The sequence below is a fragment of the Streptomyces olivaceus genome (assembly GCF_000721235.1).
Lineage (GTDB): Bacteria > Actinomycetota > Actinomycetes > Streptomycetales > Streptomycetaceae > Streptomyces > Streptomyces olivaceus.
In genome coordinates this window covers 26,740-40,772 of the sequence record NZ_JOFH01000029.1, presented here as the reverse complement: position 1 = coordinate 40,772, position 14,033 = coordinate 26,740, and the positions used below count along the sequence as shown (strand labels likewise).

At 75.6% G+C, this 14,033-nt stretch carries 7 protein-coding genes; 2 read left to right on the top strand and 5 right to left on the bottom strand.

The features are described 5' to 3' along the window. Positions 1-91: 91 nt before the first annotated feature. The 5 genes from IG94_RS38925 to IG94_RS0128620 all read right to left on the bottom strand — a co-directional run bounded on the left by IG94_RS38925 (position 92) and on the right by IG94_RS0128620 (position 10,530). On the bottom strand, positions 92-2,473 hold the full coding sequence (locus tag IG94_RS38925) for a bifunctional glycosyltransferase/CDP-glycerol:glycerophosphate glycerophosphotransferase (protein ID WP_043484799.1): 2,382 nt from the start codon (positions 2,471-2,473) through the stop codon (positions 92-94). Between the two features lie 171 nt (positions 2,474-2,644). After that, entirely contained in the window at positions 2,645-3,562 is a 918-nt protein-coding gene (locus IG94_RS0128635) for a carbohydrate ABC transporter permease (RefSeq protein ID WP_031043459.1), read from the bottom strand. Further along, complete coding sequence (locus tag IG94_RS0128630) at positions 3,559-4,842, bottom strand: carbohydrate ABC transporter permease (RefSeq protein ID WP_031043458.1); 1,284 nt, start codon at positions 4,840-4,842, stop codon at positions 3,559-3,561. Before IG94_RS0128630 ends, IG94_RS0128635 begins: the two co-directional genes overlap by 4 nt. A gap of 67 nt (positions 4,843-4,909) precedes the next feature. Continuing rightward, positions 4,910-6,304 (bottom strand): ABC transporter substrate-binding protein, encoded by a 1,395-nt coding sequence (locus IG94_RS0128625; RefSeq protein ID WP_031043454.1) that lies wholly within the window; start codon positions 6,302-6,304, stop codon positions 4,910-4,912. Positions 6,305-6,642: 338 nt separating this feature from the next. Further along, positions 6,643-10,530 (bottom strand): FHA domain-containing protein, encoded by a 3,888-nt coding sequence (locus tag IG94_RS0128620; protein ID WP_031043451.1) that lies wholly within the window; start codon positions 10,528-10,530, stop codon positions 6,643-6,645. A 392-nt stretch (positions 10,531-10,922) separates the two neighbouring features. On the opposite strand from IG94_RS0128620, the gene IG94_RS0128615 reads away from it, so the two are divergent. Together IG94_RS0128615 and IG94_RS0128610 are read left to right on the top strand one after the other, a co-directional pair. Further along, positions 10,923-12,590: a serine/threonine-protein kinase gene (locus tag IG94_RS0128615; protein ID WP_031043448.1), complete on the top strand. Its 1,668-nt coding sequence runs from the start codon at positions 10,923-10,925 to the stop codon at positions 12,588-12,590. Positions 12,591-12,701: 111 nt separating this feature from the next. After that, the gene (locus IG94_RS0128610) at positions 12,702-13,946 is read left to right on the top strand and encodes a serine/threonine-protein kinase (protein ID WP_031043446.1); all 1,245 of its coding nucleotides are present in this window, start codon (positions 12,702-12,704) and stop codon (positions 13,944-13,946) included. Positions 13,947-14,033 lie beyond the last annotated feature (87 nt).

Below are 14,033 nucleotides of genomic sequence, written 5' to 3'. Positions count from 1 at the left end.
CCCCGCCGGGCCCTGGCGACGGCCCGGACGCCCCGCCGGCCGCACGGTGGACGGCCGGGCCGGAGTGGGCCGCGATGAGTTGTCAGGCATGCTAACTCCCGGTGGACGGGCAGCGGTCAGAGGCCGTCGCCGAAGGTACGGGGGCACCGGACCGGGGCACCGTCGTCAGCGGGGAGCGGGCGACGGCCGCGGCGGGCGGGCGGCGTGCGTCGAGCGGTACGACCGGGGGCAGTTGCGTCTGGCCGAGCACCACGCGGCGTACGACGCGCTCGGCGGCGCGCCCGTCGTCGTACGGGCAGAAGCGCTCCCGGAAGGCGGCCCGCAGCCGGGCCGACCGGGCGCCCTGCCAGTCGCCGCCGGCGAAGACGCCGATCAGCTCGTCCTCGTCCCGGGCGACCGGACCCGGCGGGAAGGAGCCCAGGTCGACATAGGTTCCGCGGGCCTCCTCGTACGCCTCCGGCTCGGCGGCGTGCAGCACGATCGGCCGGTCCAGGCCCGCGTAGTCGAACATCAGCGGGGAGTAGTCGGTGACCAGGACGTCCGAGGCCAGGCAGAGCGACTCCACGTGCGGATGGCCGCCCACGTCGACGACCCGGCCCCCGGCCGGGGTGACGCGGATTCCGGCCCCGGAGAGCGGGTCCGCGTCCGCCGCGGGCCGGCCCCCGGCGCCGAGCAGCGGGTCCCCGGCCGCGTCGAGCCGGTCCCCGCGGACGGAGGGCGGGGCGCCGCCGCCGGGGAGGCCGAGCGCCAGCACCGTGAAGCGCGGTCCGAGGCGGCGCACGAGGCGCTCCAGGTCCAGGACGGCACGCTGGGTGCGCCGGTAGTCGCGGTGCACGGGCGCGTACAGGACGGCGACGGTGCCCCTGGGGATGCCGAGGGTCTCGCGCAGCCGGGCCACGTCCTCGGGCCTCGCCCGCTGGAAGACGTCGGTGCGGGGCTGCCCGTACTCGAGGGCGGTCCAGCCGCCGGGGTGGACGCGTTCCCAGGTGAGGGCGGAGTGGCGGTTGGCGCAGACCACGTAGTCCCAGCGGCCGGTCTCGCGCAGCAGCCGCCCGAGGTCGGCGCCGGCCGCGGCGGCCGGCCGCTCCACGAGGTCCAGGCCCATGCGGCCCAGGGGCGTCCCGGCCTGCGTCTGGACCAGGACCTGGCCCCGGCGCCTGACCAGGCCCGCGTCGAAGGCGGAGTTGTGCACCAGGTACGTGGAACGGGCCAGGGCCGTCCAGTAGGCGGCCGTGCCGGGGGTCAGGCGGCGGGTCGCGGGCGGGACGGTGTGGTGGTGGACGCGCTCGGCGGCCCACGCCGTGCGCACGTGCGGCGCGAGGCGCCGGAACGCCTCCTCCAGCGCGCCCGGGTTGCAGCCGTACCCCCGGCCGCCCGCCACCGCGAAGACGGCGCGGTCCGGGCGCAGCGGCAGCAGGCGCTGGACGCGGTAGTGCAGGCGCAGGGCCGCCCGGCGCACGGCACGCAAGGGGACCGCCGCGCCCCGGGCCGACCGGCGGCGCAGCGCCGACGCCAGCCTGAGCGCCGCCCAGGTGCGGCGCAGGCCCAGCCGGAGCAGGACGTGGCGCAGCCGGACGGCCAGCGGGGCCGGGGCGCCCGGCACCCGGTAGCGGCGGCAGTGGGCGCGGGCCCGGCGCAGGAACTCGGCGCGCAGCGGACGCGGGAGGCGGTCGGGCCGGGTGAACACCGTCGCCAGGTGGTCGGCCATCCGGCGGTACAGCACCGGCCGCCAGCGGGCGTGCTCCGGATGCGCGTCGAGGAACGCGAAGACCCGGTCGTACTGCGCGAAGACGTCCAGGTGCCGCTCGCTGGGCGTGCCGAGGATGCTGCCGGTGCGGCGCTGCCGGTAGTGGACGCAGACCCGGTCCAGGGTGGCGACGGACTGCGCGGACAGCAGGACCGGGTACGTCCACGGGGTGTCCTCGTAGTAGCCGGGCGGGAAGGCGAGGCCCGCGCGCTCGGCGAACTCCCGCCGGACCGCCTTGTTCCAGGCCACCATCAGCAGGTTCAGCAGCCCCGGGCGGTCCGCGAGCCGGAACGGTGCCGGGCCCTGCTCGGTGAGGTGCGCCGCGGCCCGGTTGCGGACGGTCTCGCCGGTCCGGTACGAGCGGGCGTAGTCGTAGACCAGGACGTCCGGCTCCCCGGTCTCCTTGAGCCGGTCGGCCACCGCGCGCAGCGCGTGCGGGGCCAGGGTGTCGTCGCCGTCCAGGAAGACCAGGTAGTCACCGCGGGCCCGCTCCAGGCCGGCGTTGCGGGCGGGCCCCAGGCCCCGGTTCCGCGAGAGGTGTACGACGCGGACGCGCGGGTCGAGGGCGGCGAACTCGTCGGCGATCGCGCCGCAGGCGTCCGGCGAGCGGTCGTCGACCACGATCAGTTCGAGGTCCGGGTACGACTGGGACAGCACCGACTCCAGGCACGCGTGCAGATACGCCTGCACCTGGTACGCGGGGACGATGACACTGAACCTGGGCACGGGGACATCCATGGGTCGGTCGGCGCGGGCCTACTGCCCGGCAACGGCCAATGGAGTGATTCGGTTACGTTCCGCGTGGCGTTCGGGGGGATTCGGTGCACGTACGTGCACGTACGGAGGAGGGGGCGGGCCGGCGACCGGCCCACCCCCTCAAGAGTGGTTTCATGGCGTCTACTTGACGGCGCCCGCCATCACACCGGAGACGAACTGCCGTTGGAACGCGAAGAACACGGCCAGCGGGATCACCATCGAGATGAAGGCTCCCGGCGCCAGTACGTCGATGTTGTTGCCGAACTGGCGCATCTGCGTCTGCAGCGCGACCGTGATCGGCTGGCTCCCGGAGTCCGAGAAGATCAGCGCGACCAGCATGTCGTTCCACACCCACAGGAACTGGAAGATGCCCAGACTCGCGATCGCGGGCCCGCCGAGCGGCATCACCACCCGTGCGAACAGCCGCAGTTCGCCGGCGCCGTCCAGCCGCGCCGCCTCCAGCAGCTCCCGGGGGATCTCCGCGAAGAAGTTCCGCAACAGGAACACCGCGAACGGCAGGCCGAAGCCGACGTGGAACAGGATCACGCCGAGGACCGAACCGAACAGCCCGATCTTCCCGAAGAGTTCGGCGATCGGGATCAGGGCGACCTGCACGGGGACGACGAGCAGACCGACCACGGCCAGGAACCACCAGTCGCGGCCCGGGAAGTCCATCCACGCGAAGGCGTACCCGGCCAGCGCACCGATGATCACGACCAGGACGGTCGCCGGGACCGTGATCGCCACGGTGTTGAGGAGGGACGAGGTGATGTCCCCGTTCTTCAGCAGTTCCTCATAGCTCCGGAAGGTCAGCTGGGACGGCTTGGTGAAGACCTCCCACCAGCCGCTCGCCGCCACGTCCTGGGGCGTGCGCAGCGAGGACAGCAGCAGCCCGATCGTCGGGACCAGCCAGAACAGGCCCACGACCAGCAGGAACACCCGGACCAGGCCGCCGCTCGCGGCCTCGGCGAGACGGGAGCCGAGCGACTGCCTCGCCCTGGGGGAACTCTCGCGCTCCGGTGGAGCGGTGGTGGCCGGGGCAACCCCGTCAGCCGTCATCGCCGTACCTCCCGCCGCAGTCGCCTTATGTTGAACCACATCACCGGGATCACCAGGAGCAGCAGGAACACCGCGATGGCGCTGGCGATGCCCGGCTGGTCGGAGGCGAAGCCCTTGCGGTACAGCTCCAGGGCGAGCACGTTCGCGTCGTCCTGGGAGGAGCCGGGCGCGATGATGAAGACCAGGTCGAAGACCTTCAGCACGTTGATCATCAGGGTGACGACCACGACCGCGAGGACCGGGGCGAGCAGCGGCACCGTGACCCGTCTGAAGACCTGCCACTCGTTGGCGCCGTCGACCCGGGCGGCCTCGAGCAGCTCCCGCGGCACACCGGCGAGACCGGCCGCGATCAGCACCATCGCGAAACCCGCCCACATCCATACGTACGACCCGATGACCGCCGGGGTGACGAGGGAGGGACCGAGCCAGTTCAGCCCGTTGTACGGCTCCTCGAAGTTGGCGGCGGGCAGCCGGAGCAGCGCCCCGTCCGCCTCGGCGGGCAGCGTGAACGTGCCGTCGCCGGCCGCCTCCGCCGACGCGACGACCTCGCCGTCCTTGACGGCCTCGATCCGCATCCCGGCATAGCCCAGCTCGGTCGCGTCGACGCCGCCCGGCGTCCCGGAGCCCTTGCCGCGGGTGAAGTCCTGCCAGGTGGTGCCGGTGACCCTGCCGTCCTCGGGCTCGGCGGGCGCCGCCCGCTCCGCGGAGTCGGGCATCTGGTCGGGGGCGACGCCCACGAGGGGCAGGGCGACCGGCACCCCGAGGCCGACCGGCTGCTTCGTGATGAACGCGCCCCCGCCGGCCGGCTCCAGCGGCGACTCCCGGCCCGGGTGCGCCTTCGGGAACGCGGACGACTCGGCGAACGTGTCGTGCACCCCGACCCACACCGCGTTGGCGACCCCCTTGTCCGGGTCCTGGTCGTACACCAGGCGGAAGATGATGCCGGCCGCCAGCATCGAGATCGCCATCGGCATGAAGACGACCAGCTTGAACGCCGTGCCCCAGCGGATGCGTTCGGTCAGCACCGCGAAGATCAGACCGAGCGCGGTGGCGACCGTCGGCGCGAACACCACCCAGAGGACGTTGTTCTTCAGGGCGGTGCGGATGCCGTCGTCCGTGAACAGCGCCCGGTAGTTGTCGAATCCGGCGAAGGAGTCGCCGGACTGGTCGTAGAAGCTGCGGATCAGCGAGTACCCGATCGGGTAGACCACGAGCGCGCCGAGCAGCACCAGGGCGGGCAGCAGGAACAGCGCCGCCACGGTCCTGCGGGTGCCGGTCACGCTCCTGCGCGACTTGGGGGCGGCGGGGCCCGGTGAGGTCCCCGCCGCCGCGGCCGACGCCACCGCGTCAGCCTCCGTAGGCGGCAGCCGCGTCCGCCTCCAGCTTCTCCTGGGCGCCGGCGACGTCCTTCGGGTTCTTCAGGAAGTCCTGCAGCGCCTTCCACTCGCCCTTGCCGGGGGTGCCGCCGAACGCCTGCGGGGCCTGGTCCGACATGTCGAAGCGGAAGTCGTCGCCCGCCGAGACCAGCGCCTCGGCGATCTTCTTCTGCACCGCGTTCGGGTACACCGACGAGTCGACGCCGCCGTTGGGCGAGAGGAAACCGCCCAGCTTCGCCTGGATCGACGCCGCGTCCGGCGAGGCGAGCCAGGTGGCCAGCGCCTGCGCCGCCTTCGAGTCCTCCAGGATCACGGCCGCGTCGCCGCCGGAGACGACCGGCGCGGTGTCGCCGACGGCCGGGAAGGGGAACGCCTTCGCGTCCGTGCCGACCTCCGCCTCCGTCTCGCCGATGTTGACCTGGGCGAAGTCGCCCTCGAAGACCATGCCCGCCTTGGGCTGGTCGCCGCCGGTGAAGGTCTGCGTCACCGAGGTCGGGAAGTCGGTCTGCAGCGCGCCGGTCGGACCGCCCGCGACGTAGTCCGCCTTGCCCCAGATCCCGGCGAGCGTGGTGAGCGCCTCCTTGACGGACGGGTCCGTCCACTTGATCTCGTGCTTGGCCAACTGGTCGTACTTCTCCGGGCCCGCCTGCGAGAGGTAGACGTTCTCGAACCAGTCGGTGAGGGTCCAGCCCTCCGCGCCGCCGACCGAGAACGGTGTGACGCCGGAGTCGTAGACCGTCTGGGCGGTGGTCAGCAACTCGTCCCAGGTCTTGGGCTCTTCGGCGCCCGCGTTGGCGAACACCTGCGCGTTGTACCAGATCAGCGACTTGTTGGCGGCCTTGTAGTAGACGCCGTACGGCTTGCCGTCGACCGTGCCGATGTCCTGCCAGCCCTGCGAGTAGTTCTCGCCGAGCTCCTTGGTCGCCTCGGCGCCCAGCGGCTTCGCCCAGCCCTTGTCGACGGCCTGCTTGATGGCTCCGGGCTGCGGGAGCAGCGCCACGTCCGGCGGGGCGCCGCCCGCGACCTTCGAGCCGAGGAAGTTGATGATGGGGTCCTGGGCGGGCACGAAGGTCACCTCGGCGCCGGTGCGCTTCTCGAACTCGGCGAGGACCTTCTTGAAGTTCTCCTGCTCGGTACCGGTCCAGACGGCGGCGACCTCCAGGCTCTCGCCGTCCAGCTTCGGGAGGGTGACGGAGGCGGGCTGCTGCTTGTCGCCGCCGTTCTTGCCGTCGTCCCCGCTCTTGTCGTCGTCCCCGCCGCCGCAGGCGGTGAGCGAGAGCGCGAGCGCTCCCGCGGCGAGGGTGGCGGCGGCCCGGGTGGTCCTGCCGAGTGTGCTGCGTGTCCCCTTGGTGCTGCTCGTGCGCATCACTGCCCCGTTCTTCGTTCGTCGTCGAACGTCCGGCGCTCTTCCGTGCGCTCTGGTGTACGCCAGGGGGGTGAGGGCGGCAAGAGCGCGTCCGCCGTCAACAGGGGGATCGTGACGGGGTCGTGACCGTGATCGGGCGACCGGCGTGGACGCGGGCGGCCCCGGAGGCTGCCGCCCCCTGTCGAACCCCGCTGCGGCCTGGACGGCCTCGTCCGCGAACGCCGGATGGGGCGGGTTCCGCAGGGGTGCTGCCGGACGGGCGGGGTTCCGTCGCGGTGCTGCCGGACGGGCCGGATTTCGCCGCGGTGCTGCCGGACGGGCCGGGTTCCCCCGCGGTGCTACAGCAGCGATGGCATCTCCGCCGCCGACACCTCCCGTGCCGCCCGCTCCAACGCGCTGGCCAGCAGGGCCAGGTCCGTCGGGCCGTTGCCCAGTTCGCGGACCGGGCGGCGGGCGGGCGGGTCGCCCATGCGGTGCCACTCCAGGGGGACCACCGTGGGGCGCAGGGTCGCCGTGCGGGGGATGCGGCCCGTGACCCGGCCGCCCTGGAAGAGCGCGGTGCCGCCGTCCGGGCGGGTCAACCGGCCGCGTCCGGGCGCCGGTTCGTCGGGGCCCGGCACCGGGGCGTCGAGGCGCACGCGCAGGGTCGCGCGCAGGGCGGGCTCCGTCCGGTCCGTCCGGCCGCCGGGCGCGGTGGCGGCGACCAGGTGGACGCCGAGCCGCTCGCCCTCCCGCGCGACGGCTTCGAGGGCCCGCATCACCGAACCCGCCGCGGGGCGCCCGGGGGAGCCGAGGGGCGGCGTGACGAGGGCGTCCAGGTCGTCGACGACCACGACGAGGCGGGGGAGCGGCGGTACGGCCGACGCCCGGCGCCGGGCCGCTCCCGGGCGCAGGCGCATGGTCGAGCTGGGCGGGGAATCTATGTCCCCGTCCCCCGTCGCGCCCGCCGGGCCGGGGGCGCCGGCCGTGGGGGTGCGCTGGGCGACCAGCCGGCCGGACAGCTCGCGTCCCGTGTGCCACTCGGCGAAGTCCGACCGGCCGAGCAACTCGGCGCGCCGCTTCAGCTCGGCGCTCAGCGACTGGGCGAATTCCCGCATGCGCACCGGGTCGTTGCCGGTGAGGTGGGTGGTCACGTGCGGTACGTCCGTACAGACGCGCAGGCCTTCCCCGTGGCTCGCGCCCGGGCTCACGCCGTCGCGGCCGTCCATCAGGACCATGCCGAGCCGGTCGGGGCGCTCGGCGGAGGCGAGCGAGGCGACCAGCGCCCGCAGCAGCTCGGTGCGGCCGCTGCCCGGCGGGCCCTCGATCAGCAGGTGCGGTCCCTCCGCGGCGAGGTCGGCCACGACGGGGCCGCGCGCTCCGGCGCCCAGGACGGCCTGCGCGCGGCCGCCGAGGGCCTGCGGGTCGTCGCCCGCGTCGGCCCAGCGGGCCATCAGCGAGGCGGGGGTGGCGCGGGCGAGGCCCAGCTCGTCGAGGAGGCGGGCCATCTGGGGGAGCGGGGCGGACACGCGCGCGCCGGGTGCGCCGCCCGCGGCCGTGTCGGTGCGCAACGGCGCCAGCGCGCGGGCGAACCGTTCGGCCCAGGCGGGGGAGACGGCGTCGACCGTGGCGAGGGTGCCGTGCCCGACCGGGCCGGCGGACGCGGCGGCCGGGTTGCCGGGGACGTGCGGGGTGCCCGGGGCGCCGGCCGTGCGTGCGACGCGCAGCAGGCGCAGGGTCGTCGCCACGTCGCCGCTGAGCAGTGCCACGGCACCGCACTCCCGGAACACCGGCGACACGGCGCAGGCCGCCTCGTACGTCCGCGCCACCGGGGAGGTGGGGGAGGCGGCGGCCGTCTCGGCGAGGCAGACGACGTGGATACCGGCCCGCGGGCCCTCCAGGGCCAGCCGCGCCACCGTCTCGCGTACGTCGGCACCGCCGGGGTCGCCGTCCACCACGACCACCGTGTACGGCCCCGGGAAGCCGCCGGCCGGGTCGGCGCCGGCGTCCGGGTGGGCCCACGAGGGGCGGTGGCCGATGCCGCCCTGGTCGCCCGGACCCGTGGCGTCCGCGTGCGGGACCGTGGCGCCCGGGTGCGCGTCCGGCACCGGACCGGCCCGACGCGCGCCGGGCCCGGACGCGGCCGGCCGGTGCGGGGCGGCTGCCGCCGGGCCGGACAGAGGCGTGGCACCGGTCCGGCCGTCGTCGGACAGGTGGTCCTCCAGGCGGCGCAGCAGTTCGTGGGCGCGGGCTGCGGCCTGCTCGCGGTCGTGGGCGAGCAGCAGGCGGCAGTCCTGGCCGTGCCCCGGGCGCACCTGCGGCAGCCAGCCCAGCCAGGACCACTCGGCGGACCGCTCGGCGAGCGGCCTGGAACGGTCCGCACTGATCAGGACGATCTCCAGGACGTCGGCCGAGTGCAGGGCGGCGAGCTGGGCCACGACCGAGCGGGCCAGCCCGGCGAGCCGCGCGCGCGGACCCGCGAGCCCGAGCGCGCCGACCTCGCGCAGCCCGGCGGTCACCGGGACCGCCGGCAGCGGGGCGTCGCCGCCGGGCGCCACCCGGTCGGCCGTGCCGAGCCGCACGGTGAGCGCCTCCGGGTGGCCCGGGCCGCGCTCCCAGAGCCGCGGCCCCGGTCCCAGGGCCGTCAGCAGGAGGGACGCCGGGTCCGGCCAGGTCTCGGGTGCGGTCGAGGCACCGGCGGCGCCGGACGGTGCCGGTCCCGGCGGCGCCTCGTCGTGGTCGTAGGGGTGCACACCGGCCGCGGCGGCGTCCTGCGCGTCCGGGCGTCCCCCGGTCAGCCGCCGCGCCCAGGCGCCTATCCCGCCCCGCCTGCGGACACCCGGCGGTACGTCGGTCCCGCGCAGCGGCGTCCCTTTGCGCCCGGTGCCGTCCGCACGGGTCGGCACACCGTCGGCTGCCCCGCCGTACACGGTCCCGCCGTACGGGGCCTCGCCGTGGTGCGGGGCCCCGCCGTGAGCGCCCCCGGCGGGCGTGCCCGTCCGGGGGCCACGTGGGCCGGACGGGCCCGCGCCGTATCCACCGGCGTCCGCGCCGCCCGGGCGTACGGCGGATTCCGGACCGTACGCGCCCGGGGCGTCGCCGCCGTGTGTCCGGCCGCCGTGCCCGCCCGCGCCGCGGCCGTCGTCGCCCCGTCCGCTCGTGCCGCGGCCGTCGTCGCCCCGTCCGCCCGCGCCTCGTCCGTCGGCGCCGAGGCCGCCGGTGTCGTATCCCCCGCCGTGTGTCTCGCCCGCGGCCGGGGCCTGGCGGGGCCGTCCCGCCGTGGGACCCGTGCCGTGGCTCTCGATGCGGGGTGCCCCGGCCTGGCCGGGGACCTGGGGCGGGCCGGCGGGTGCCGCGCCCGTGGCGTACCCCGAGGTGCCGTACGCGTGGTGGGTCCGGCCGCCGGGCCCGGCAGTCGTCCCCTGGTCACCGCCACCGCCACCGCCACCGCCACCGCCACCGCCACCCCGCCCGGTCGCGGGGGCGGCGGGCGCCTCGCGCGTGTGCCCCTCCGCCCCGTCGGCCGCGCGCGCGTGGGCCACCGTGTCGCCGTCCCCGCCGCCCGGCCGGGGCACCCGCGCCCCGGACAGCCGTACGTGTCCCTCCCCGTCCGGCACCGTCGTCACCCGCACCTCCGCCGCCGGAGGCACCGGCACGAGGCGCAGGGCCGACTCGCCGATCCGCAGCAGCGCACCCGGCGCGAAGCGGACCGGACGGTCGCCCACGCGGGCGCCGTCCAGGGTGGTGCCGTTGGTGGAGCCGAGGTCGGCGACCGAGACGCGGGCGTCGGAGCCGACGGTCACGGCGCAGTGCATCCGGGAGACGTCCGGGTCGTCGAGCGCGACGTCGGCGTCGGCGGAGCGGCCGAGGCGGATCTGGCCACCGTGCAGCAGGTGGACGCCGCCCGCGTCGGGGCCGGCGACCACGTGGAGCTGGGCCGGTACGTCGCTCGGCTCGGTGTGCGCGTCGGGCTCGCCGGGAGCGCCCAGACTGAGCACGGCGCCGTCGATCAGCGGCGGCTCGCCCAGGATGCCGCGCTGCGCGTCCAGCCGCTGCGCGCCCGCGTACAGCACGACCTGGCCGGAGTGCTGGCCCTCGCCGCCGGGGAGCGCGGCGGCCAGGGCGGAGGCGACCGCGGCCAGGGCGGTGCCGGCCGGCGCGGTGACCAGTACGTCGCAGCTCGCGGCGCGGTCCCCCGCCGCGGCATGCGGGCCCAGCGGGTCTACGACGGTCAGCCGGATCTGCATCGCCGTCAGCGGTCCCTTCGCGCGGGCGCCCGCACGCCGGGACAGAAGCCGCACCACGGTCCCCCACCGCGGACTTCCCCCACCGCCACACGAGCACGTCGGCCAGTACTGCACGCATCCTCGCACCTGCCACTGACAGCGCGCCCGCCGTCCGCCGTCAAATGATCTTGATTGGTCGGCTCTGACCCCAAAAATGCCTGACAGGTGACCTGTGGATGACCGAATGTCGTCTGCTTGAGATCGTTCACGTCCGGGCAGCGGCAACCAAGGGACCGGGGCGAGCGTCTTTCCTTCGAACCTGCCCGGGAACCGTCCGGAGACGGCAGCCCGGTGCCGGGAGCCCGGCACTACAGTGGGTCCGAACAGCCAGCAAGCAACTAGGAGCGCATGACGTGCGGCCGGTAGGCAGCAAGTACCTCCTCGAGGAGCCCCTCGGCCGCGGCGCCACGGGCACCGTCTGGCGGGCCCGCCAGCGCGAGACCGCGGGCGCCGAGGCGGCCGTGGCCGGGCAGCCCGGCGAGACCGTCGCGATCAAGGTCCTCAAGGAAGAGCTCGCGAGCGACCCCGACATCGTGATGCGCTTCCTGCGCGAGCGCTCCGTCCTGCTCCGGCTCACCCACCCCAACATCGTCCGGGTCCGCGACCTGGTCGTCGAGGGCGAGCTGCTGGCCCTGGTCATGGACCTCGTCGACGGCCCCGACCTCCACCGCTACCTGCGGGAGAACGGGCCGCTCACCCCGGTCGCCGCCGCGCTGCTCACCGCCCAGATCGCGGACGCCCTCGCGGCCAGCCACACCGACGGCGTGGTCCACCGCGACCTGAAGCCGGCCAACGTCCTGCTGAAGCAGACCGGCGGCGAGATGCACCCGATGCTCACCGACTTCGGCATCGCCCGCCTCGCCGACTCACCCGGTCTCACCCGCACCCACGAGTTCGTCGGCACGCCCGCGTACGTCGCGCCCGAGTCCGCCGAGGGCCGCCCGCAGACCTCCGCCGTCGACGTGTACGGCGCCGGCATCCTGCTGTACGAGCTGGTCACCGGCCGTCCCCCGTTCGGCGGCGGCTCCGCCCTCGAAGTGCTGCACCAGCACCTGAGCGCCGAACCGCGCCGCCCCTCCACCGTCCCCGACCCGCTGTGGACGGTCATCGAGCGCTGCCTGCGCAAGAACCCGGACGACCGCCCCAGCGCCGAGAACCTGGCGCACGGCCTGCGCGTCGTCGCCGAGGGCATCGGCGTGCACGCGAGCAGCGCGCAGATCGGCGCCGCCGAGAACGTGGGCGCACTGCTCGCCCCCGACCCCGCGCCCGCGCAGGTCCCCGGCGAGCCCGGAGCCGCCGACCCCACCCAGGTACTCCCGCACAACGCGCAGCACCCGAGCGGCGGCTACGACCCCAACGGCGCGACCAGCGTCCTGCCGCAGACCGGCAACCAGCGGGGCGCCGCCGACCCGACCGCCGTCATGCCGCCGGTGCCGCCGGGACAGCCGGGCGGACCGGGCGCGCCCGGTCAGGACGGGCAGCAGGGCGGTCCCGAGGACCCGCACCCCTGGCAGAACCAGCTGCGCGCCGCCCGCGACCGCAACGAACAGACGCAGGTCCAGTACCTCGACCCGAACCAGGACCCGCTGCGCCGCCGCCCCCAGCGGCAGGTGTCCCGCCCGCAGCAGCAGCCGCAGCAGCCGCCCCGGCAGGCCCCGCCGTCCGGCTACGGCTACGGGCAGCAGCAACAGCCGCAGCGGTACGCCACTCCGCAGCCCCAGCAGCAGCCCCGGCCCCAGCCGCAGCGGTACGCGCCGCCGCCCGCGCCCGAGCCGCAGCCGCCCCGGCGCGAGCCCAGGCCGCCGCGGCAGCGCAGCGCCAACCCGATGCGCATCCCGGGCCTCGGCTGCCTCAAGGGCTGCCTGGTCACCATCGTCATCCTGTTCGTGGCCGGCTGGCTGATCTGGGAGCTGAGCCCGCTGCAGGACTGGATCGGCACCGGCAAGGGCTACTGGGCCCAGCTGTCCGACTGGTTCACCAGCGTGACCGACTGGATGAAGGACGTGGGCGGCTCCGGCTGAGGCCGAGTCCGGCGACTTGTCGACATCCGGAGGGTGATTTCCGCCTCCGCGGTGAAGGTTGGCTCCTCGGGCGCGTACTTTAAGGCGCAACACGCGTCGGTAGGAGCAGTCTTGGCACGGAAGATCGGCAGCCGGTACACCGCCCACCAGATCCTCGGGCGGGGCAGCGCCGGCACGGTGTGGCTGGGCGAGGGTCCCGAGGGGCCGGTCGCGATCAAGCTGCTGCGCGAGGACCTGGCGTCCGACCAGGAGCTCGTCTCGCGCTTCGTGCAGGAGCGCACCGCCCTGCTCGGCCTGGAGAACCCGCACGTCGTCTCCGTCCGCGACCTGGTCGTCGACGGCAACGACCTCGCGCTGGTCATGGACCTGGTCCGCGGTACCGACCTGCGTACCCGCCTCGACCGGGAGCGGCGCCTGGCACCCGAGGCCGCGGTGGCCGTCGCCGCCGACGTCGCCGACGGCCTGGCCGCCGCGCACGCCGCCGGGATCGTGCACCGCGACGTCAAGCCCGAGAACGTGCTCCTCGACATGCAGGGCCCGCTCGGTCCCGGCGGCTCCCACCCGGCCCTGCTCACGGACTTCGGGGTGGCCAAGCTCATCGACACCCCGCGGCGCACCCGCGCCACCAAGATCATCGGCACGCCGGACTACCTGGCCCCCGAGATCGTCGAAGGGCTGCCCCCGCGCGCGGCGGTCGACATCTACGCGCTGGCCACGGTGCTGTACGAGCTGCTGGCCGGCTTCACGCCGTTCGGCGGCGGACATCCCGGCGCGGTGCTGCGCCGCCACGTGACCGAGCGGGTCGTCCCGCTGCCCGGCATCCCGGACGAGCTGTGGCAGCTGCTCGTGCAGTGCCTCGCCAAGGCACCCGCCTCGCGGCTGCGCGCCTCCGAGCTGAGCGCCCGGCTGCGCGAGCTGCTGCCGATGCTGGCCGGCATGGGCCCGCTGGAGGTGGACGAGCCCGACGCCGAGCAGGAGGACGACGCGCCCGAGGAGTCCCCGGCCTCCGCCGAGCCCGCGCGGGAGCCGGTACGGCGCCGGGGAGCGGTGCCGTTGGTGCCGGGCGCCAAGCCGGCCGACTCCAATCGCGACACGCACACGTCGATGCGGGTACCGGCCCCGGACGAGCTGGCCGGCGGTGCCCGCGGCACGGCCCGCGCCCCGCGCGCGTCCGGCGCCCCGCGCCCCGGCTCGGCCCGCAACCGGGCCGCCGCGCGGCGCCGCCGGCTCGCCCTGGGCGCGGGCGCGGTCGCCCTGGTGGCGGCGGTCGGCGTCGGCAGCTGGCTGGCCGCGGGCGACGACGAGGACGGCACGGGCCCCCAGGACACGCGGAACTCGGCACCGGCCTCTCCCTGACCCGCGGGGCCTCGGCCGGACGCCCGGCCTCCGCGGGTCCGGCTCCCGTGGACCCGGCGTCCGAAGCGCGGTCGACGGGCGGACGAA

Excerpts from the sequence above, each read along its gene's own strand:
- IG94_RS0128625 (WP_031043454.1), bottom strand. The coding sequence starts at position 6,304 with ATGCGCACGAGCAGCACCAAGGGGACACGCAGCACACTCGGCAGGACC.
- IG94_RS0128620 (WP_031043451.1), bottom strand. The coding sequence starts at position 10,530 with ATGCAGATCCGGCTGACCGTCGTAGACCCGCTGGGCCCGCATGCCGCG.
- IG94_RS0128635 (WP_031043459.1), bottom strand. The coding sequence starts at position 3,562 with ATGACGGCTGACGGGGTTGCCCCGGCCACCACCGCTCCACCGGAGCGC.